This is a genomic window from Pseudomonas sp. Tof1, assembly GCF_055390395.1.
In genome coordinates, this window is sequence record NZ_AP024344.1 from 631,987 (window position 1) to 651,420 (window position 19,434).

Genomic DNA, 19,434 nt, shown 5'->3' on the forward strand with positions numbered 1-19,434 from the left:
CCATCCCTTGGCTCTCTTTACGTTTTGAGGCTGTATGTCGGCGTTTCCCCAGCGTTATGTAGTCTTGGCCAGTTTGATCATCGTCTGCGGCAGCCTGCTGCTGGTCCTGCCGCTGCGGCTGCTGCCGAGCCTGTTGGCCGGCCTGCTGGTGTTCGAACTGGTGAACATGCTTACGCCCAAGCTCGAACACCTGATTGCCGGGCGCCGCGCGCGCTGGCTGGCGGTCGTGCTGCTGGGTACCCTGATCGTCAGCGTGCTGGCGCTGATCTTTGCCGGGGCCATCAGTTTCCTGCTGCACGAGGCGGAAAATCCCGGCGCTTCCCTGGGCAAGTTCATGCAGGTGGTGGACAAGGCCCGCGGACAGTTGCCACCGTTCATCGATGCCTACCTGCCGGCCAGCGCGGCGGAATTCCAGGTGGCTATCGGGGAATGGCTCAAGCGTCACCTGAGCGAGTTGCAACTGGTGGGCAAGGATGCGGCGCACATGTTCGTGACGTTGCTGATCGGCATGGTGCTGGGGGCGATCGTCGCGCTGCAGCATGTGCCCGATGCCAGCCAGCGCAAACCGCTGGCGGCGGCGTTGTTCGACCGTCTGCGCCTGCTGGTGCAGGCGTTTCGCAATATCGTCTTCGCCCAGATCAAGATCTCGGCGCTCAATACCGCGTTCACCGCCGTGTTCCTCGCGGTGATCCTGCCGCTGTGCGGGATCAAGCTGCCGCTGACCAAGACGCTGATCGTGCTGACCTTCCTGCTGGGGCTGCTGCCGGTCATCGGCAACCTGATGTCCAACACCCTGATCACCATCGTCGCCCTGTCGCTGTCGATCTGGGTCGCGGCGGCGGCGCTGGGTTACCTGATCTTCATCCACAAGCTGGAATACTTCCTCAACGCACGGATCGTCGGCGGGCAGATCAGTGCCAAGTCCTGGGAACTGCTGATGGCGATGCTGGTGTTCGAGGCGGCGTTCGGCCTGCCCGGGGTGGTGGCGGGGCCGATCTACTACGCGTACCTCAAGAGCGAGTTGAAGCGGGCGGAGCTGGTCTGACTGGCGCAGTCGTGCTGCAGGACTTGTAGGCGCTGGCGCCGCGGCGACCCGGCTTGCCCGCGAAGCATTTGACGATTCCGGCATCGCTTTCGCAGGCAAGCCTTGCTCCTACAAGGTGTCGCAGTTCGTTGGGTTCGTGTTCCTGATCCGCGGGCGCAGGATCAGCCGTAGCGCTTCTGCGCGTCGATCGCCAGGCCGCTGCCGATGCTGCCGAAGATGTTCCCTTCGACGTGCCGGGCGTTCGGCAGCATGGCCGCGACGCTTTGGCGCAGCGCCGGGATGCCGCTTGAACCGCCGGTGAAGAACACCGTGTCGACCTGCTCGACCGCTACACCGGCGGTGCCGAGGATCTGCGTGACGCTCTGGCGAATCCGTTCCAGCAGGTTATCGATCGACGACTCGAACAGCGCGCGGCTCAGGTCGACGCTCAGGCCGGCCTCGATGCGGTCCAGTGGCACATGCCGGTTCTCGGCGTGGGTCAGCTGGATCTTGGTTTCCTCGACTTCCATCGCCAGCCAGTGTCCGGCGCGCTGTTCGATCAGCTTGAACAGGCGGTCGATGCCCACGGTGTCCTCGATGTCGTAGCGCATGCTGCCCAGGGCCAACTGGGATTTCTGCGAGTACACCGAGTTGATGGTGTGCCAGGTCGCCAGGTTCATGTGGTGGCTGGTGGGCATGTAGGCGCCGCTCTTCATCCGGCTGCCGTAGCCGAACAGCGGCATCACGCCCTGCAGGCTCAACTGCTTGTCGAAGTCGGTACCGCCGACGTGCACGCCGCCGGTGGCGAGGATGTCCTCGTGGCGGTCGTCCAGGCCACGACGCTGCGGCGACAGGCGCACCAGCGAGAAGTCCGAGGTACCGCCGCCGATGTCGACGATCAGCACCAACTCCTCGCGCTCGATGCTCGACTCGTAGTCGAAGGCCGCGGCAATCGGTTCGTACTGGAAGGACACGTCCTTGAAGCCGATCTTCTTCGCCACTTCCACCAGGGTGTCTTCGGCTTCCTGATCGGCAACCGGGTCGTCATCGACGAAAAACACCGGGCGGCCCAGCACCACCTGCTCGAACTCCCGACCGGCGGTCGCTTCCAGGCGGCCCTTCAACTGGCCGATGAACATCCCGAGCAGGTCCTTGAACGGCAGGGCGGTGCCCAGCACGCTGGTGTCGTGCTTGATCAGCTTGGAGCCCAGCAGGCTCTTGAGCGAGCGCATCAGGCGGCCTTCGTAACCTTCCAGATACTCGTGCAGGGCCAGCCGGCCGTAGACCGGGCGGCGTTCCTCGATATTGAAGAAGACCACCGAAGGCAGGGTGATCTTGTCGTCCTCCAGTGCGATCAGCGTTTCCATGCCGGGGCGCAGCCAGCCGACAGTGGAGTTGGACGTGCCGAAGTCGATGCCGCAGGCACGGGCCGCAGAGGCGTCTTTCATGTCTTTCGAGTTCCGGTGAAAAAACGGCCGCGCAGTGTATGCCAGTCGAGCGCGGAATCGAAGGCCGGTTATCCACTCAATCGTGCATGGATGACTTGAAAGGTGCGCCATTGCACCCAAACTTGCTGTCACTGGTTCGTGTTGTGTATCGGCGATGACAAGAAATCGCCGGCACGGCCGATAAACTTCTGACGCCCCGCCCAGTCACAGCCTTGAGATCGCGAAGGCGCATGCTGTGTCCTGCCGAGCGGCGCGATATCGATAATGCAGGGTGATCCCTAGATGGACTTCAAAGACTACTACAAGATCCTGGGTGTCGAGCCGACGGCGGATGACAAGGCGATCAAGGCCGCGTACCGCAAGCTGGCGCGCAAGTACCACCCGGATGTCAGCAAGGAAAAGGACGCCGAGGCCAAGTTCAAGGACGCCTCGGAAGCCTACGAGGCGCTGAAAAGCGCCGACAAGCGCGCCGAGTACGATGAACTGCGCAAATACGGCCAGCACGGCCAGCCGTTCCAGGGCCCGCCTGGCTGGCAGGGGCGTGGCGGCAACAGTGGGTTTGGCGGCGGCGGTGACTTCTCGGACTTCTTCAGTTCGATCTTCGGCTCGCGCGGCGCCGGATTTGGTGGCGGACAATCAGGTCGCAGCGCCGGCCGGCGAGGACAAGACGTGGAAATGGAATTACCGATCTTCCTGGAAGAGAGCCTGTCGAACGAGTCGAAGAAGGTCACCTTCCAGGTGCCTCAGTACAACGCGGCCGGCCAGCATGTGAGCAACACCAGCAAGAGCCTGAACGTGAAGATTCCGGCCGGGGTGACCGACGGCGAACGCATCCGCCTCAAGGGCCAGGGCGCACCGGGTGTCGGCGGCGGGGCCAATGGCGATCTGTACCTGACCATCCGTTTCGCACCTCACCCCAAATTCGATGTCGAAGGTGAGAACCTGATCATCACGTTGCCGCTGGCACCGTGGGAGTTGGCGCTGGGGACCGAAGTGGCGGTACCGACCCTGACGGGTAAAATCAATCTGAAGGTGCCCGCCGGCAGCCAGAACGGCCAGCGCATGCGGGCCAAGGGCCATGGCCTGCTGAACAAGGCCGGGCAACGCGGTTATCTGTTCGTGCAACTCAAGGCGGTCATGCCCAGGCACAGCGACGACGCGGTGAAGGCGTTGTGGCAGGAACTGGCGAAGAAGGCCGCATTCGACCCGAGAGAACAATGGAGTAGTTGATCATGAGTCCTGCCCTGAGCGTTCAACTGGATATGCAAGCCTTCTGCGAGGCGTCCGACCTGCCGGTCGCCTGTGTGATCGAAATCGTCGAACACGGCATCCTCGAACCTCAGGGCCGCTCACCGGACGCCTGGCGTTTTCTCGACCATGAACTGCCGATTGCCCGGCGTGCGGCGAAGCTGCGCCAGGATCTGGAACTGGAGTGGCAGGGCGTCGCCCTGGCCCTGGAGCTGTTGGGCGAAGTCCGGCAATTGCGCGCGGAGAACCAGATGCTACGCCAGCGGTTGCAGCGTTTCGTCCCCGACTGAGTCTTGTGGGGACGGTGGCCGGCCCGCCCGCTTGTTCGCGGCTGAGTCCGGCCCCACAAGTGCTCGCGCCGTGCATGGACCCTGCGAACGACGCTGACACGGTTATCCACGAACAGGCCCCGCTAACGCGGAGCCTTGCCCAGCGGCCTCGTATCAGAAGAGGAAGTAGCGCTGCGCCATCGGCAGCACCTGCGCCGGCTCGCACCACAGCAGCACGCCATCGGCCTTGACCTGGTAGGTCTGCGGGTCGACCTCGATCTGCGGCAGATAGTCGTTGTGGATCAGGTCGGTCTTCTGCACGTCGCGACAGCCCTTGACCACGGCGATCCGCTTCTTCAACCCGAGCTTCTCGGGCAGCCCCGCTTCCAGCGCCGCCTGGCTGATGAAGGTCAGGCTGGTGGCATGCCGCGAGCCGCCGAAGCTGGCGAACATCGGCCGGTAGTGCACCGGCTGAGGCGTCGGGATCGAGGCGTTGGCATCGCCCATCAGGCTGGCGGCGATCGCGCCGCCCTTGAGGATCAGCGTCGGCTTGATGCCGAAGAAGGCCGGGCGCCAGAGCACCAGGTCGGCCCACTTGCCCACTTCGATGGAACCGACCTCATGGCTGATGCCATGGGTGATCGCCGGGTTGATGGTGTACTTGGCGATGTAGCGCTTGACCCGGAAGTTGCTGTTGCCTTCACCGTCGCCCGGCAGCGGCCCGCGCTGTTTCTTCATCTTGTCGGCGGTCTGCCAGGTGCGGGTGATCACTTCGCCGACCCGGCCCATGGCCTGGCTGTCCGAGCTGATCATCGAGAACGCGCCGAGGTCGTGCAGGATGTCCTCGGCGGCGATGGTCTCGCGACGGATGCGGCTCTCGGCGAAGGCCACGTCCTCGGCGATGCTGGGGTCGAGGTGGTGGCAGACCATCAGCATGTCCAGGTGCTCGTCGATGGTGTTGCGGGTGAACGGCCGGGTCGGGTTGGTCGAACTCGGCAGGACGTTGGCGAAGCCGCAGGCCTTGATGATGTCCGGCGCATGGCCGCCACCGGCACCCTCGGTGTGATAGGTGTGGATGGTGCGGCCCTTGAACGCGCCCAGGGTGGTTTCGACGAAACCGGACTCGTTGAGGGTGTCGGTATGGATCGCCACCTGCACGTCGTACTGGTCGGCCACGCCCAGGCAATTGTCGATCGACGCCGGGGTGGTGCCCCAGTCCTCGTGGAGCTTGAGGCCGATGGCACCGGCCTTGACCTGTTCGACCAGCGGTTCCGGCAGGCTGGCGTTGCCCTTGCCGGTCAGGCCGATGTTCATCGGGAAGGCGTCGGCGGCCTGGAGCATGCGTGCCAGGTGCCAGGGCCCGGAGGTGCAGGTGGTGGCGTTGCTGCCGGTGGCCGGCCCGGTGCCGCCGCCGATCATGGTGGTGACGCCGCTCATCAGCGCCTCTTCGATCTGCTGCGGACAGATGAAGTGGATATGGGTGTCGATACCGCCGGCGGTGAGGATCATGCCCTCGCCGGCGATCACTTCGGTACTGGCGCCGACGGCGATGGTCACGTCGGGCTGGATATCCGGGTTGCCGGCCTTGCCGATGGCGGCGATGCGTCCGTCCTTGAGGCCGACGTCGGCCTTGACGATGCCCCAGTGGTCGATGATCAGGGCGTTGGTGATCAGGGTGTCGACCACGTCGGCGGCGAGCAGTTGGCCCTGGCCCATGCCGTCGCGGATCACCTTGCCGCCGCCGAACTTCACTTCCTCACCGTAGGTGGTGAAGTCCTTCTCCACTTCGATCCACAGCTCGGTGTCCGCCAGGCGGACCTTGTCGCCGACGGTGGGGCCGAACATGTCGGCGTAGGCTTGTCGGGAAATCTTCATGTCGGTTCCTTGTCCAGATTGCCCATGACCCGGCCGGCAAAGCCGAACACGCGGCGCAGCCCGGCCAGTTCCACCAGTTCGACCTCGCGGCTTTGCCCCGGCTCGAAGCGCACCGCGGTGCCGGCCGGGATGTTCAGGCGCATGCCGCGGCTGGCGGCGCGGTCGAAGCTCAGGGCGTCGTTGGTTTCGAAGAAGTGGTAGTGGGAGCCGACCTGGATCGGTCGGTCGCCGCTGTTGGCCACGCTCAGGCTGACGGTCCGGCGACCGGCATTGAGCTCGATGTCGCCAGGCTGGATCTGATATTCACCAGGAATCATTCGGGTCGTCCCAGAGTCTTGAAGTAAATGGCGGTCGGGTGATGCCGGCCGTCCGGTGTGGTGCAGTAATCCGGCAGTTCGCCCACCCGGGTGTAGCCGAGGGCGCGGTAGAAGGCTTCGGCATCGGAGCCGGCCTGGGTGTCGAGGTACAACAGGCCGCGCCGCTGTTCGCGGGCCGCCTGCTCCACGGCCTGCATCAACTGCTGGCCGAGACCATGGCGACGGGCCTCGCCCCGCACCAGCAGTTTCTGCACTTCGGCACGGTTCTGCCCGTTGGGCTTCTGGCACAACTGCAGTTGCACGCTGGCCAGCACCTGCTCGTTGCGCACCACCACCCAGAGCAGCAGGCCGCCGTTGTCCAGGGCCGCCTGCACACCGTCGAAATAGGCACGCGCCTGGCGTGCATCGAGATCGGCCATGAAGCCTACGGAGGCACCGTACTCCACGGCATCGAGCAACAATTCGATCAGCCCCTGGCGGTAATGCGCAAAGCTTTCGTGGGTCACGCGACGCAGCTGGGCAGCGTTCATCGGCTTACTCCTTGGCGATGGCGGGCGGCAGGGCGCCCGGGTTCAGGCACAGTTGCATGAAGGTCAGGTCCAGCCAGCGGCCGAACTTCACCCCCACCTGGGGCATCTGCCCGGTGGTGACGAAACCCAGGCGTTCATGCAGGCGAATGGAGGCGCTGTTACCACTCTCGATGGCGGCGACCATGATGTGCTTGCCGCCATGACGGGCGCGTTCGATCAGCGCCGTCATCAGCCTGGGTCCCAGGCCGTTGCCGCGCTGGTCGTTGCGCACGTACACCGAGTGTTCGACGGTGTGGCGGAAGCCCTCGAAGGGCCGCCAGTCACCGAAGGAAGCGTAGCCGAGCACGCTGTCGGTACTGTCGACGATCACCAGGATCGGATAGGCCTGGGCCTGGCGGGCGCTGAACCAGGCCTGGCGGTTGCCGAGGTCCACCGGTTGCTCGTTCCAGATCGCCGTGGTGTTGAGCACCGCGTCGTTGTAGATGTCGCGAATGGCCGGCAGGTCGGCATGCAGGGCATCGCGGATGACGTAGGACATGGGCGGCCTCAGACGATCGGCTGGTGGACGGTGACCAGCTTGGTACCGTCGGGGAAAGTCGCTTCGACCTGGATCTCCGGGATCATCTCCGGGATGCCTTCCATCACCTGTTCGCGGCTGAGCAGTGTGGTGCCGTAGTGCATCAGTTCGGCCACGGTCTGGCCGTCGCGGGCGCCTTCGAGCAGCGCGGCCGAGATGTACGCCATGGCTTCCGGATAATTGAGTTTCACCCCGCGGGCCAGGCGTCGTTCGGCGACCAGGCCGGCGGTGAAAATCAGCAGTTTGTCTTTTTCGCGGGGAGTCAGGTCCATGGTTCACAGATCCGTTGGCAGGCAGTTGAAAAACGCAAGTCGTAGGGGCAGTTCATGTATTCCAGATCCTCGGCGGCACGGCCTCGCGGCCCAGCAGCGTCGGCCGTAGCAGCCGCCACAGCTCGATCAGCCAGGCCCGCGCATGCAGCGCCTGCCCGGCCAGGCAGCGGGCCACCAGCAGGCCGGGCAGTTGGCTGAGGTCGCCGCGCACCGGTGTCGGCAGGTGGCGGCAGCGTTCGAGCAGTTCGCTGTCGATGTCACCGGTGACCAGCAGGGTGGCGAAGACCGGTTGGCCGTCGAGCCCGATTGGCGAGTCCAGCAGGCCGTCGCTGCCGAGAATGCGCTGGCGTTCGTGCCAGAGCGGCCGCCCGTCGCGGCGGATGTCCAGGTGGGACTGGAAGTGGCCGAGGTCGAAGCGTTCGCCGCTGGCCGGGCGGCCGAGGGCAACCATGTCCCAGTAGAACAGCCGGGCATCGCCTTCCAGCTCGATCCGGGTGTCGAGCTCGGCCTGGGCCGCGCTGAACACGATGGTTTCCTGGGGCAGCCATTCCAGGGTGGCGCCAGCGCCGACCCGGAGCCTGATGCTCTGGTGGGCGGGCCCGCTGGCGCGATACCACTTGGCCGCGCCGGGGCTGGTCAACTGTGCCCAGGCGTCGCGTTCGACGTGGGCGCTGATGTCCAGCCGGTCGCCGCCGGCGATCCCGCCGGGCGGATGAACGATGATGTGCTGGCAGACTTCGGGGCCTTCGGCATACAGGTGTTTCTGTACCCGCAGCGGGCCCAGGTGACGGCGGCGGACCGGCCGTGTGGTGTCGCCGAAGCGGGCGTAACCCAGCTCCAGCTCGGCGTGCCAGCTGGGCGTGAACAGGGCGTTGGTGGCAGATGAGGTCATGATGATCGATTATTGTCCGGACGCTACAGGTTAGATCGTAACCAACCCGCGTACACCCTCGGCTTCCATATTTTCTCCGCGGCCCTGCTGGATGATCTCGCCCCGGGACATCACCAGGTACTGGTCGGCCAGCTCGGCGGCGAAGTCGTAGAACTGCTCCACCAGCAGGATCGCCATGTCGCCACGGGCCGCCAGTTTGCGGATCACCGCACCGATTTCCTTGATGACCGAAGGCTGGATGCCCTCGGTCGGTTCATCGAGGATCAGCAGCCGCGGACGACTGGCCAGCGCCCGGCCGATCGCCAGCTGTTGCTGCTGGCCGCCGGAGAGGTCGCCACCGCGCCGATGCTTCATCTGCTGCAGGACCGGGAACAGCTCGTAAATGAACGCGGGGACTTCCCGGGCCTGCGAGGCGGGAAAGCGCGACAGGCCCATCAGCAGGTTTTCCTCGACGGTCAGCCGGCCGAAGATCTCCCGGCCCTGGGGCACATAGGCGATCCCGGCGTGCACCCGCTGGTGCGGCTTGAACCCGGTAATGGCGCTGCCCTCCCAGTTGACGCTGCCTTCGCGGGTGGGCAGCAGGCCCATCAGGCACTTGAGCAGGGTGGTCTTGCCCACGCCGTTGCGCCCGAGCAGGCAGGTGATCTCACCGACTTTCACATCGAACGACAGGCCGCGCAGGATGTGGCTACCGCCGTAGTATTGGTGCAGCTTGTCGACTTGCAGCATGCTCAGTTTCCCCACTCTGTCTTGTCTTGCATCGCCCCTTGTAGGAGCGTGGCTTGCCCGCGAAGCTTTTAGCGATCGTCAGGACGCCTTCGCGGGCAAGCCCGGCTCCTACAGGGGGCGCGTCGTTTCAGCGGCCGAGGTAGACCTCGATGACGCGCTCGTTTTCCTGCACCTGGGCCAGCGAGCCTTCGGCCAGCACACTGCCCTGGTGCAACACGGTCACGTGATCGGCGATCGCGCCGACGAAGCCCATGTCGTGTTCCACCACCATCAGCGAGTGCTTGCCGGCCAGGCTCTTGAACAGCTCGGCGGTGAACTCGGTCTCGGCGTCGGTCATGCCGGCCACCGGTTCGTCGAGCAGCAGCAATTGCGGGTCCTGCATCAGCAGCATGCCGATCTCCAGGAACTGCTTCTGGCCGTGGGACAACAGCCCGCCGGGCGATTGACCGAGGCCGTCAGGCGGATGGTCTCCAGTACCTCGGCGATGCGGTCCTTCTGCTCGCCCGTCAGCCGTGCGCGCAGGCTGGCCCACACCGACTTGTCGGTCTTTTGCGCCAGCTCGAGGTTTTCGAACACGCTCAGGGCTTCGAACACCGTGGGTTTCTGGAACTTGCGGCCGATCCCGGCCTGGGCGATCTGCACTTCGCTCATCTGCGTCAGGTCCAGGGTTTCGCCGAACCAGGCCTTGCCCTGGCCGGGCCGGGTCTTGCCGGTGATCACGTCCATCAGGGTGGTCTTGCCGGCCCCGTTGGGGCCGATGATGCAGCGCAGCTCGCCGACGCCGATGTACAGGTTGAGGTCGTTCAGCGCCTTGAAACCATCGAAGCTGACACTGATGCCCTCCAGGGTCAGGATGGTTCCGTGGCGGGTATCGAGCCCCTTGCCGGCGGCCTGGCCGAGGCCGATGGCGTCGCGGCCGGTGCCGGCATCGCGGTTGGCGTCGAATACGGGCTCGAGCATGAACTCGGCGGTCGGTGTGATTCTCATGCTTCGCCCCTTTTCTTCAGCAGGCCGATCACGCCCTTGGGCAGGTACAGGGTGACGACGATGAACAGTGCGCCGAGGAAGAACAGCCAGTATTCCGGGAAGGCCACGGTGAACCAGCTCTTCATGCCATTGACCAGGCCGGCGCCGAGCAGCGGGCCGACCAGCGTGCCGCGGCCGCCGAGGGCGACCCAGACGGCAGCCTCGATGGAGTTGGTCGGCGACATTTCGCTGGGGTTGATGATCCCCACCTGGGGCACGTACAGCGCCCCGGCCAGGCCGCACAGCACCGCGCTCAGGACCCAGACGAACAGCTTGAAGCCGCGTGGGTCGTAGCCGCAGAACATCAGCCGGTTCTCCGCGTCGCGCAGGGCGGTCAGCACCCGGCCGAACTTGCTGCGCGCCAGCCGCCAGCCGCTGTACAGGCTGGCCAGCAACAGCAGCACGGTGGCCAGGAACAGCGCGGCGCGGGTGCCCGGCTCGGTGATGCCGAAGCCGAGGATGCTGCGGAAGTTGGTGAAGCCGTTGTTGCCGCCGAAACCGGTCTCGTTGCGAAAGAACAGCAGCATCGCGGCGAAGGTCAGGGCCTGGGTCATGATCGAGAAATACACGCCCTTGATCCGCGAGCGGAAGGCGAAGAAACCGAACACCAGCGCCAACAGTCCCGGCGCCAGCACCACCAGGCACAGGGCCCAGAGGAAATGTTCGGTGCCGACCCAGTACCACGGCAGTTCGCTCCACGACAGGAAGGTCATGAACGCCGGCAACTGGTCGCCGGAGGCTTCGCGCATCAGGTACATGCCCATGGCGTAGCCGCCCAGGGCGAAGAACAGGCCGTGGCCCAGGGACAGCAGCCCGGCATAGCCCCAGACCAGGTCGAGGGCGAGGGCGACGATGGCGTAGCAGAGGATCTTGCCCACCAGGGTCAGGGTATAGGCCGAGACCTGCAGCGGGTTCTGCGCCGGCAGCAGCGAGAGCAGCGGCAGGGCCAGCAGCAGGACCAGGAGCAGGCCGCCGACGGCGATCGTCAGGCGTGGGCCGGCCTTTTGGGTGGCGCTCAACAGCAGGGGCTGGTTCATCAGTCGATCACCCGTCCTTTCAGTGCGAAGAGCCCTTGCGGACGTTTCTGGATAAACAGAATGATCAGCGCGAGGATCAGGATCTTGCCCAGTACCGCGCCGATCTGCGGTTCGAGGATCTTGTTGGCGATCCCCAGGCCGAACGCGGCGGTGACGCTGCCGGCCAACTGGCCGACGCCGCCGAGCACCACCACCAGGAACGAGTCGATGATGTAGCTCTGGCCGAGGTCGGGGCCGACGTTGCCGATCTGGCTCAGGGCCACGCCGCCGAGTCCGGCGATCCCCGAGCCGAGGCCGAAGGCGAGCATGTCGACGCGGCCGGTGGGCACGCCGCAGCAGGCGGCCATGTTGCGGTTCTGGGTCACGGCGCGCACGTTCAGGCCGAGGCGGGTGCGGTTCAGCAGCAGCCAGGTCAGCGCCACCACGAACAGGGCGAAGGCGATGATCACCAGGCGGCTGTAGGGCAGCACGAGGTTGGGCAGGACCTGGATACCACCGGACAGCCAGCTCGGGTTGGCGACCTCGACGTTCTGCGCGCCGAACAGCAGGCGCACCAGCTGGATCAGCATCAGGCTGATGCCCCAGGTGGCGAGCAGGGTCTCCAGTGGCCGGCCGTAGAGGTGGCGGATCACCGTGCGCTCCAGGGCCATGCCGATGGCGGCGGTGACGAAGAACGCCACCGGCAGGGCCACCAGCGGATAGTAGTCGAGGGCCTGGGGCATGAGGCGCTGGAACAGCAGTTGCACGCCGTAGGTGGCGTAGGCACCGAGCATCAGCATCTCGCCGTGGGCCATGTTGATCACCCCGAGCAGGCCGAAGGTGATGGCCAGGCCGAGGGCCGCCAGCAGCAGGATCGAGCCCAGGGACATGCCGCTGAAGGCCTGGCCGAGCAGTTCGCCGACCATCAGCTTGCGCTTGACCTGGGCCAGGCTGGTCTCGGCGGCGGTGTGCACGCCGGCATCCGGCTCCACGCCGGGTTGCAGCAGGTCTTCGAGGCGGGTGCGGGCCAGGGGATCGCCGCTCTCGCCGAGCAGGCGCACCGCGGCCAGGCGGATGCCGGGGTTGGGGTCGACCAGTTGCAGGTTGGCCAGGGCCAGGCTCAGCGCGGCATGCACGTCGGGGTTGGTTTCCCCGGCCAGTTGCCGGTCGAGGAAGGGAAGCTGTGCCGGTTTGGCGCTTTTCTGCAGTTGCAGGGCGGCGGCGAGGCGCACCTTGGCATCGGCGGCGAGCAGTTGCTGGGCGGCGACCGCGGTGTCGATCAGGCCGCGCAGGCGGTTGTTCAGGCGTACCGGTTGGGCCGGCGCGCCGTCGACGCTGATCTCGCCCTGTTGCAGGCTGGCGATCAACTCGATACGGGCCGGGTCCGGCTGGGCGGCCCAGCTTTCCAGCAGCCTGGCCTGTTGGGTCGGGTTGGCCGCGATGAAGTCGCTGGCATCGCTGGCGTGAGCGGCCATGGGCAGCGCCAGGAGTGCGGTGAGGATCAGGCGACGAAGGGCAGTGGGCATAACGAGGTCCTTGAAAACGCACGTACACCGTGGGAGCCGGCTTGCCGGCGAAGCGTAAGGGCGACGCGGTGTGTCAGGTGCATCGCGTCATCGTTCTTCGCGGCGGTTCGGCGCCGCGACAAGCCCGCTCCCACAGGGTGTGGATCGGGCCTGGACAGCTGTTCCAGGCCCGATGACTCAGTTGCTCTTCACCGCATAGTCCGGCTTCTTGTCGTTGCCCGGAATGAACGGGCTCCAGGGCTGGGCACGGATCGGCCCTTCGGTCTGCCAGACCACGTTGAACTGACCGTCCGGCTGGATCTCGCCGATCATCACCGGCTTGTGCAGGTGGTGGTTGGTCTTGTCCATGGTCAGGGTGTAGCCCGACGGTGCGGCGAAGGTCTGCCCGGCGAGGGCTTCGCGGACCTTGTCGACATCGGTGGATTTGGCTTTTTCCACCGCCTGGGCCCACATGTGGATGCCGACGTAGGTGGCTTCCATCGGGTCGTTGGTCACCGCCTTGTCGGCGCCCGGCAGGTTTTTCTTCTTGGCATAGGCCTTCCAGTCGGCGACGAACTTCTGGTTCACCGGGTTGTTCACCGACTCGAAGTAGTTCCAGGCGGCGAGGTTGCCCACCAGTGGCTTGGTGTCGATGCCACGCAGTTCTTCCTCGCCGACGGAGAAGGCCACCACCGGTACGTCGGTGGCCTTCAGGCCCTGGTTCGCCAGTTCCTTGTAGAACGGTACGTTGGAGTCGCCGTTGACGGTGGAGATGACCGCGGTCTTGCCGCCGGCGGAGAATTTCTTGATGTTGGCGACGATGGTCTGGTAGTCGGCATGGCCGAACGGGGTGTAGACCTCTTCGATATCCTTGTCCGCCACGCCCTTGGAATGCAGGAACGCGCGCAGGATCTTGTTGGTGGTGCGCGGGTAGACGTAGTCGGTACCGAGCAGGAAGAAGCGCTTGGCGCTGCCGCCATCCTCGCTCATCAGGTATTCCACCGCCGGAATCGCCTGCTGGTTTGGCGCGGCGCCGGTGTAGAAGACGTTTGGCGACATTTCTTCGCCTTCGTATTGCACCGGGTAGAACAGCAGGCCATTGAGTTCCTCGAATACGGGCAGCACCGATTTGCGCGATACCGAGGTCCAGCAGCCGAACACCACCGCGACCTTGTCCTGGGTCAGCAACTGGCGGCTCTTCTCGGCGAACAGCGGCCAATTGGAGGCCGGGTCGACCACCACCGGCTCGAGCATCTTGCCGTTGACCCCGCCCTTGGCGTTGATCTCGTCGATGGTCATCAGCGCCATGTCCTTGAGCGAAGTCTCGGAGATCGCCATGGTGCCGGAAAGCGAATGCAGGATGCCGACCTTGATGGTCTCGGCGGCCTCGACGGTCCAGGTCAGGCCCATGGCGGCAATCGATGCCGTCAGGGTAAAAGCCTTGATCAAACTACGACGCTTCATGTTGCGATCTCCAGGGTCTCAATTTTTTTTGGGGTTGGCAGATGCAGATGCTGAAGAGGGTTTTGCAAGGGGTGTGCCGAGTTCGCGGAGGGCCGCAACAGCGCGCTTTGCCCGGTAGCTGGTCTGAACAGTCGCACCAAGCGGGGGCGGCGTGAGCTGCGCGGTGCGCCGGGAGCGCCAGATTGGTGCTCCGTGGGAGCGGGCTTGCCTGCGAAGCTGTCAGCCGTATCGCGGGCCCCGGGGGGCGGTGCCCCGGCAAGCCCGCTCCCACAGGATGGAGTAGCGCCCTTACCGGCGCCGCATCAGGCCGATGAAAAACAGGCCGCCGATGGCCGCGGTGGCTACGCCGATCGGCAGGTCCTCCGGGGCGATGAGGGTGCGTGCGGCGACATCGACCCAGATGAGGAACAGGCTGCCGAGCAACGCCGACACCGGCAGCAGCCTGCGGTGCTCCGCGCCCACCAGGTAGCGTGCGATGTGCGGCACCATGAGCCCGACGAAGCCGATCGAACCGCTGATGGAGACCAGCACGCCGGTCATCAGCGAAGCGATCAGGAACACCTTGAGGCGCACATGGCGTGCGCTCAGGCCGAGGGTCACGGCGGTCTGTTCGCCGGCCATCAGCGCGTTCAGCGACCGCGCCATGCCGAGCAGCAGGAGCAGCCCGCAGAGCACGCTCAGCATCGGCACCAGCAGCAACTCCCAGCGCGCCAGGCCGAGGCCGCCGAGCATCCAGAACATCACCGCGGAACTGGCCCGGTGGTCGCCGAGAAACAGCAGCAGATTGGCCAGCGCCATCATCACGAAGGACACCGCCACCCCGCACAGCAGCAGGCGCTCGCTGTCCAGCCGGCCATTGCGGCTGGCGATGCCCAGCACCAGCAGCATGCTGCCCAGGGCGCCGATGAAGGCGGCGATGGGCAGGCTCAGCAGGCCGGCAATTTCACCGACATGCAGCACCACGATCACCGCACCGAGGGTGGCCCGGATGTCACGCCGAGCAGGTGCGGGTCGGCCAGCGGGTTGCGGGTCACCGCCTGCAGCACCGCGCCGATCAGCGCCAGGCCGGCACCGACCAGGGCCCCCAGCAGCATGCGCGGGACGCGGATCAGCCAGACGATATGGTCCTGGCCGGGGCTCCAGTCCGGTGTGCCGCTGCCCAACAGCTTGTACGCCAGGATGCGCCACACCAGGTCCACCGGCAGCCGCGCCGGACCGAAGCCCAGCGACACCACGCAGGACACCAGCAGCAGTGCGCTGAGCACGACCAGCAGCAGGGTATAGCGACGGCTCATCATCGTGGATGGAACGCCTTGGCCAGGGTTTCGATGGCGTGGACGTTATCGATGCCCGGTGTCGCCTCGACATAGGGGATGACCACGAAGCGTTTATTGCGGATCGCCTCCACCGACTGCAGGGACGGGTTGCTCTCCAGGAAGTGCTGTTTCTGCTCGGCGGTGATTTCGCTGTAGTCGACGATGACGATCACCTGTGGGTTCTTCTCCACCACGCTTTCCCAGTTCACCCGGGTCCAGCTCGCCTCGACGTCATCCAGCACGTTGCGCCCGCCGGCCGCCTCGATCAGTGCCTGGGGCATGGCCAGGCGACCGGAGGTCATGGCACGGTCTTCGCCGCTGTCGTAGAGGAACACCCGCGGCCGGTCGGCCGGCAGGTCTTTCTGCACCGCGGCGACGCGGGCCTGCATCTGCGCGATCAGCGCTTCGGCGCGGTCCTGCACGTCGAAGATCCGTCCGAGGTTGCGCAGGTCGTTGTAGGTGTCGTCGAGGCTGGCGGCCGGACGCTTCATCACGAAGGCGCAGGACTCGGTCAGCTCGTAGACGTTGATGCCCAGCGGCGCCAGGGTTTGTGGCGTAAGGTCGCCACCCACGCGCATGCCGTAGTCCCAGCCGGCGAAGAAAAAGTCGACGTTGGCGTTGAGCAGGGTCTCCACCGACGGGTACTTGGCCGCCAGCTCGGGCAGGCCGTCGAGGCTCCTGGCCATTTCCGGGGTGACCGACTTCCAGCCGCTGATGCCGCTGTAGCCGACCATGCGCGACTTCAGGCCAAGGGCGAGCATCATCCGGGTCATGTTGATGTCGTGGCTGAGCGCATGGCGGGGGGCTTGCTGGAACGTCACCTCGCGGTTGCAACTGTGGATCGTCAACGGGTAGTGCGTCGATTCGGCCAGGCAGGCCGTCGAGGCGAACAGGGAGCCGAGGCAGAGCGCCAGGCGCAGTCTCTTCATGGTTGGGTTATCCAGGTGATGCGTGGGTAGCCACCCAGCGGGTGGTTGTCGACCAGGGCTTCGACGCCGAACACCTCGCGTAGCAGGTCGGCGTTCAGCACCGCCTGCGGGGTACCGCTGGCGACGATGCGGCCCTGGTCGAGCACGTACAGCCGATCGCAGAAGGCGGCGGCCAGGTTGAGGTCGTGGATGCTGGCGAGGGTGCCGATGTTCAGGCGTCTGACCAGGGTCAGCAGTTCCAGCTGGTAGCGTGGGTCGAGGTGATTGGTCGGTTCGTCGAGGATCAGCAGTTGCGGTTGCTGTGCCAGGGCGCGGGCGAGGATCACCCGCTGCTTTTCGCCACCGGAGAGGGTGGCGAAGGCGTGGTCCTCGAAGCCGAGCATGTTCACCGACTGCAGTGCCTGGTGAATCAGCTGGCGGTCGTGCCCGGTTTCGCCGTCGAACAGTTTCTTGTGCGGTGTGCGGCCCATGGCGACCACTTCCTCGACGGTCAGGCCGAAGGCATCGGGAAATTCCTGCAGGACCACGGCAATGCGCCGGGCGCACCAGCGTGGCGACTGCTGCCAGACGTTCCGGTGTTCGAGCAGGACCTCGCCGTTTTCCGGCTGGCTGAAGCGATAGGCGCACTTGAGCAGGCTGGTCTTGCCGCTGCCGTTGGGCCCGATCAGGCCGACGAACTCGCCCGCCGCCACCTGCAGGTGGGCGTCACGCAGTTGGAACCGGTGATGGCAGTGGCCCTGGTCCGGGGGTGTCCAGGCCAGGTTGGCGAGGGTCAGCGAGGTCATTGTCTGCTCTGTGGTCAAAAGGTGTAATCGGCCGTCACGAAGAGCGAGCGCGGCTGTCCCGGAATCCATTGCTGGCCGTCATTGTATTGGCTTTGTGCGTACTGGCGGTCGAACAGATTGTTCAATTGCAGCCCCAGGGTGGTATTGCGCAGGGCCTTCCACGACAGGTTCGCGTCGACCACGGTGTAGCTCGGCAGCTCGGTGCTGTTGGCCAGGTCGGCATAGCGGGCATCGACATACCGTACGCCGGCGCCGGCCTTCACATCGTCGCCGAGGGCCTTGCTCAACCACAGATTGGCGGTCCGCCGCGGCACATCCACCGGGCGCTGGCCGTCGCGGGAAACGTAGACACCCTCGACTTTCTGCTGGAAGTCGTCGTACTGCGCCCGAACGATCGCGGCATTGGCCTGCAACTGCCAGTCGTGGGCCAGTTTCAGGTCGAGGCTGGCCTCCAGGCCGTCGGACGATTGCTGGCCGACCTGCAGCTTGTTCTGGGTATTGCCGGGGTCATCCGTCAGCAGCTTCTTCTTGACGATGTGGTAGGCCGCCAGGGTCCACTCGCCGCGCTGGTCCCAGAACATCTGCTTGAGACCGACCTCGGTCTGCTTCGCGGTGGACAGGTCGTACTGCTGCTGGCTCGGGCTCAGGGAAATCAGGCCACCGACGCCGTCGGTGCTGGTGGAGTACTGGCCGTAGAGCGAGGTGTCGGCCGTCATGGCGTAGACCAGGCCGACCTTCCAGTTGCTGCCGACCAGGCTCTTGTCGCTGTCGCTGCCGTCGACCAGGTTGTCGCGATCGATGTGCACGAAGTCCCGGCGCACACCGGTCACCAGCGACCACTGCTCCGTCAGGTGAGTACGGTTTTCGGCAAACACCGAGAACTGCCGCGTGCTGCTCTTGAACTGCTCGCGGTAGGGGCTGGCACTGTCGAAGGCACCCGGTGTCGGGTGCTCGATGTCGATCGGCTGGCCGCTCGGCAGCAGGTCCTCGAACGGTGAGTTGCTGGCGAGCTTGAAGCGGATACGGTTGACGTCCACCCCGGCCAGGGTCTGGCTGTCGAGGCCGAACAGGCTGTGCCTGAAGGTGAAGGTCTGGCGATCGCCGAGCTGTTCCTGGTGGTGGCCGATGCCGAGGAAACCGCTCCTGAGCAACTGCTGGCTGGCGCGGTCGAAACTGTAGTTCTCGGCGTTCTGCCAGCGACGCCGGGCCTTGAGGTAATACAGCTCGTTGTCCGAGCTGACGCTGTCGGAGACCTGCCACTCGGTGGTCAGGCGCGTCCACTGGTCGTTGTAGTGCTGGGTGTCGTTGCCGACGTTGTAGTTCCGGTCGCGCAGATGGCCCTGGTAGCGGCCGTTGATCAGCGGTACGCCGAAATCGTTCATTGGCTGCTGGTCGCCGTAGTCGTGGGCCAGGGTGAACACCAGGTTGTCATTGGCCTGCCAGCGCAGCGCGGCACTGACGAAGTCGCTGGCGGAGTCGCCGCGGTCGATCCAGCCATGGCTGCGCAGGCGGTTGAGGTTGACCCGGTAGCTCAGGTTGTCGCTCAGCGAGCCGCCGCTGTCGAAGGCCTGCTGCTGGCTGTCGTAGGAGCCGTAGCCGAGGCGCAGGTGGTTTTCGATCCCGCCTTCGAACGGCTTCTTCGGGATGGTATTGATCACCGCGCCGGTCGCCCCTTCGCCATACAGCACCGAGGCCGGGCCGCGCAGTACGTCGACGCGTTCCACCGACCAGGTGTCCACCGGGAAGGTCACGGTGCCCATGCCGGTGTACATCCGGTTGCCGTCGTACAACTGCATCACCGAGCCCTGGCCGGTGAAGCCGCGGGCCTGCAACGAGGTGCCACCGTCGCCCGGCGTACCGGTGCGGCTGATTCCGGTGCTGCGCGAGACCGCATCCTGTACGCTGGCATCACCGCGTTCACGAATCCGTGCGCCGCTCAGGCTTTCGGTACTGGCCGGGGTTTCCAGGGCGCTGAGCCCCAGGCGCGAACCGGCGCTGGTCGGGGTTTTCAGGTCGATGCTGTCGGGGTCGACGGCAGGCGCGGTGATGGTGCCGGTGGGCAGGGTCAACGTGGCATCCGCGTGGGCGTGGTTGAACGCCAGCAGGCAGAGGCCGGAGACGAAATACTTGTTCATCGGGGTAGTGAGTCGCTTTTTTTCGGAGAGTCCCGCGGCTTGTGGCCGCGGGCGGGAACCTTGCGATATTGTTATAA

The 19,434-nt window shown here is 65.5% G+C and carries 17 protein-coding genes and 2 pseudogenes; 3 read left to right on the top strand and 16 right to left on the bottom strand.

Annotated features, from left to right (window positions below):
• Positions 1 to 34: 34 nt before the first annotated feature.
• Positions 35 to 1,045 carry an AI-2E family transporter gene (locus tag ACZ5KU_RS02820; protein ID WP_054058380.1) on the top strand — a complete coding sequence of 337 codons (1,011 nt, stop codon included), beginning with the start codon at positions 35 to 37 and terminating at the stop codon, positions 1,043 to 1,045.
• Between the two features lie 161 nt (positions 1,046 to 1,206).
• Here ACZ5KU_RS02820 and ACZ5KU_RS02825 read toward each other — a convergent pair whose 3' ends face one another.
• A complete protein-coding gene (locus ACZ5KU_RS02825) occupies positions 1,207 to 2,472 on the bottom strand; it encodes an Hsp70 family protein (RefSeq protein WP_464736809.1) in 1,266 nt (421 codons plus the stop codon).
• 282 nt (positions 2,473 to 2,754) lie between these two features.
• Here ACZ5KU_RS02825 and ACZ5KU_RS02830 point away from each other — a divergent pair, with 282 nt between their 5' ends.
• Both ACZ5KU_RS02830 and ACZ5KU_RS02835 read left to right on the top strand, forming a co-directional pair.
• Positions 2,755 to 3,702, top strand: coding sequence for a DnaJ C-terminal domain-containing protein (locus ACZ5KU_RS02830; protein ID WP_464736810.1), 948 nt, complete (start codon positions 2,755 to 2,757; stop codon positions 3,700 to 3,702).
• 2 nt (positions 3,703 to 3,704) lie between these two features.
• Positions 3,705 to 4,010, top strand: a complete 306-nt coding sequence (locus ACZ5KU_RS02835) for a chaperone modulator CbpM (protein WP_054058377.1) — start codon at positions 3,705 to 3,707, stop codon at positions 4,008 to 4,010.
• Positions 4,011 to 4,163: 153 nt separating this feature from the next.
• Here ACZ5KU_RS02835 and ureC read toward each other — a convergent pair whose 3' ends face one another.
• The 15 genes and pseudogenes from ureC to ACZ5KU_RS02910 form a co-directional block, all read right to left on the bottom strand.
• Positions 4,164 to 5,864 carry an urease subunit alpha gene (ureC, locus tag ACZ5KU_RS02840; RefSeq protein ID WP_054062160.1) on the bottom strand — a complete coding sequence of 567 codons (1,701 nt, stop codon included), beginning with the start codon at positions 5,862 to 5,864 and terminating at the stop codon, positions 4,164 to 4,166.
• Positions 5,861 to 6,181, bottom strand: coding sequence for an urease subunit beta (locus ACZ5KU_RS02845; RefSeq protein ID WP_054058375.1), 321 nt, complete (start codon positions 6,179 to 6,181; stop codon positions 5,861 to 5,863). Before ACZ5KU_RS02845 ends, ureC begins: the two co-directional genes overlap by 4 nt.
• Complete coding sequence (locus ACZ5KU_RS02850) at positions 6,178 to 6,711, bottom strand: GNAT family N-acetyltransferase (RefSeq protein ID WP_416771553.1); 534 nt, start codon at positions 6,709 to 6,711, stop codon at positions 6,178 to 6,180. The genes ACZ5KU_RS02845 and ACZ5KU_RS02850 overlap by 4 nt, the downstream gene beginning before the upstream one ends.
• 4 nt (positions 6,712 to 6,715) lie before the next feature.
• Complete coding sequence (locus tag ACZ5KU_RS02855; protein ID WP_054062161.1) at positions 6,716 to 7,249, bottom strand: GNAT family N-acetyltransferase; 534 nt, start codon at positions 7,247 to 7,249, stop codon at positions 6,716 to 6,718.
• 8 nt (positions 7,250 to 7,257) lie between these two features.
• Positions 7,258 to 7,560, bottom strand: a complete 303-nt coding sequence (ureA, locus tag ACZ5KU_RS02860) for an urease subunit gamma (protein ID WP_003221215.1) — start codon at positions 7,558 to 7,560, stop codon at positions 7,258 to 7,260.
• A gap of 52 nt (positions 7,561 to 7,612) precedes the next feature.
• Positions 7,613 to 8,452 carry an urease accessory protein UreD gene (locus ACZ5KU_RS02865; protein WP_054062163.1) on the bottom strand — a complete coding sequence of 280 codons (840 nt, stop codon included), beginning with the start codon at positions 8,450 to 8,452 and terminating at the stop codon, positions 7,613 to 7,615.
• Positions 8,453 to 8,482: 30 nt separating this feature from the next.
• The gene (gene urtE, locus ACZ5KU_RS02870; RefSeq protein ID WP_054061350.1) at positions 8,483 to 9,181 is read right to left on the bottom strand and encodes an urea ABC transporter ATP-binding subunit UrtE; all 699 of its coding nucleotides are present in this window, start codon (positions 9,179 to 9,181) and stop codon (positions 8,483 to 8,485) included.
• A 127-nt stretch (positions 9,182 to 9,308) separates the two neighbouring features.
• Positions 9,309 to 10,168, bottom strand: a pseudogene (urtD, locus tag ACZ5KU_RS02875) (urea ABC transporter ATP-binding protein UrtD).
• Complete coding sequence (gene urtC, locus ACZ5KU_RS02880; RefSeq protein ID WP_464736811.1) at positions 10,165 to 11,244, bottom strand: urea ABC transporter permease subunit UrtC; 1,080 nt, start codon at positions 11,242 to 11,244, stop codon at positions 10,165 to 10,167. Before urtC ends, urtD begins: the two are co-directional and overlap by 4 nt.
• Positions 11,244 to 12,749, bottom strand: a complete 1,506-nt coding sequence (urtB, locus tag ACZ5KU_RS02885) for an urea ABC transporter permease subunit UrtB (protein WP_464736812.1) — start codon at positions 12,747 to 12,749, stop codon at positions 11,244 to 11,246. Before urtB ends, urtC begins: the two co-directional genes overlap by 1 nt.
• 177 nt (positions 12,750 to 12,926) lie before the next feature.
• A complete protein-coding gene (gene urtA / locus ACZ5KU_RS02890) occupies positions 12,927 to 14,192 on the bottom strand; it encodes an urea ABC transporter substrate-binding protein (protein WP_054061503.1) in 1,266 nt (421 codons plus the stop codon).
• A 288-nt stretch (positions 14,193 to 14,480) separates the two neighbouring features.
• Positions 14,481 to 15,490 (bottom strand): annotated as a pseudogene (locus tag ACZ5KU_RS02895) (FecCD family ABC transporter permease).
• A complete protein-coding gene (locus ACZ5KU_RS02900) occupies positions 15,487 to 16,437 on the bottom strand; it encodes an ABC transporter substrate-binding protein (protein WP_464736813.1) in 951 nt (316 codons plus the stop codon). The pseudogene ACZ5KU_RS02895 and the gene ACZ5KU_RS02900 overlap by 4 nt, the downstream one beginning before the upstream one ends.
• Positions 16,434 to 17,222: an ABC transporter ATP-binding protein gene (locus ACZ5KU_RS02905; protein WP_054061146.1), complete on the bottom strand. Its 789-nt coding sequence runs from the start codon at positions 17,220 to 17,222 to the stop codon at positions 16,434 to 16,436. Before ACZ5KU_RS02905 ends, ACZ5KU_RS02900 begins: the two co-directional genes overlap by 4 nt.
• Before the next feature lie 14 nt (positions 17,223 to 17,236).
• Positions 17,237 to 19,357 carry a TonB-dependent receptor gene (locus ACZ5KU_RS02910; RefSeq protein WP_464736814.1) on the bottom strand — a complete coding sequence of 707 codons (2,121 nt, stop codon included), beginning with the start codon at positions 19,355 to 19,357 and terminating at the stop codon, positions 17,237 to 17,239.
• Between the last annotated feature and the right edge of the window lie 77 nt (positions 19,358 to 19,434).

Coding starts and splice junctions, on each gene's coding strand:
- ACZ5KU_RS02910 (WP_464736814.1), bottom strand. CDS start 19,357: ATGAACAAGTATTTCGTCTCCGGCCTCTGCCTGCTGGCGTTCAACCAC.
- urtB (WP_464736812.1), bottom strand. CDS start 12,749: ATGCCCACTGCCCTTCGTCGCCTGATCCTCACCGCACTCCTGGCGCTG.
- ACZ5KU_RS02830 (WP_464736810.1), top strand. CDS start 2,755: ATGGACTTCAAAGACTACTACAAGATCCTGGGTGTCGAGCCGACGGCG.
- ACZ5KU_RS02850 (WP_416771553.1), bottom strand. CDS start 6,711: ATGAACGCTGCCCAGCTGCGTCGCGTGACCCACGAAAGCTTTGCGCAT.
- urtC (WP_464736811.1), bottom strand. CDS start 11,244: ATGAACCAGCCCCTGCTGTTGAGCGCCACCCAAAAGGCCGGCCCACGC.
- ureC (WP_054062160.1), bottom strand. CDS start 5,864: ATGAAGATTTCCCGACAAGCCTACGCCGACATGTTCGGCCCCACCGTC.
- ureA (WP_003221215.1), bottom strand. CDS start 7,560: ATGGACCTGACTCCCCGCGAAAAAGACAAACTGCTGATTTTCACCGCC.
- ACZ5KU_RS02825 (WP_464736809.1), bottom strand. CDS start 2,472: ATGAAAGACGCCTCTGCGGCCCGTGCCTGCGGCATCGACTTCGGCACG.
- ACZ5KU_RS02835 (WP_054058377.1), top strand. CDS start 3,705: ATGAGTCCTGCCCTGAGCGTTCAACTGGATATGCAAGCCTTCTGCGAG.
- ACZ5KU_RS02820 (WP_054058380.1), top strand. CDS start 35: ATGTCGGCGTTTCCCCAGCGTTATGTAGTCTTGGCCAGTTTGATCATC.
- ACZ5KU_RS02865 (WP_054062163.1), bottom strand. CDS start 8,452: ATGACCTCATCTGCCACCAACGCCCTGTTCACGCCCAGCTGGCACGCC.
- urtA (WP_054061503.1), bottom strand. CDS start 14,192: ATGAAGCGTCGTAGTTTGATCAAGGCTTTTACCCTGACGGCATCGATT.
- ACZ5KU_RS02900 (WP_464736813.1), bottom strand. CDS start 16,437: ATGAAGAGACTGCGCCTGGCGCTCTGCCTCGGCTCCCTGTTCGCCTCG.
- urtE (WP_054061350.1), bottom strand. CDS start 9,181: ATGCTGCAAGTCGACAAGCTGCACCAATACTACGGCGGTAGCCACATC.
- ACZ5KU_RS02855 (WP_054062161.1), bottom strand. CDS start 7,249: ATGTCCTACGTCATCCGCGATGCCCTGCATGCCGACCTGCCGGCCATT.
- ACZ5KU_RS02905 (WP_054061146.1), bottom strand. CDS start 17,222: ATGACCTCGCTGACCCTCGCCAACCTGGCCTGGACACCCCCGGACCAG.
- ACZ5KU_RS02845 (WP_054058375.1), bottom strand. CDS start 6,181: ATGATTCCTGGTGAATATCAGATCCAGCCTGGCGACATCGAGCTCAAT.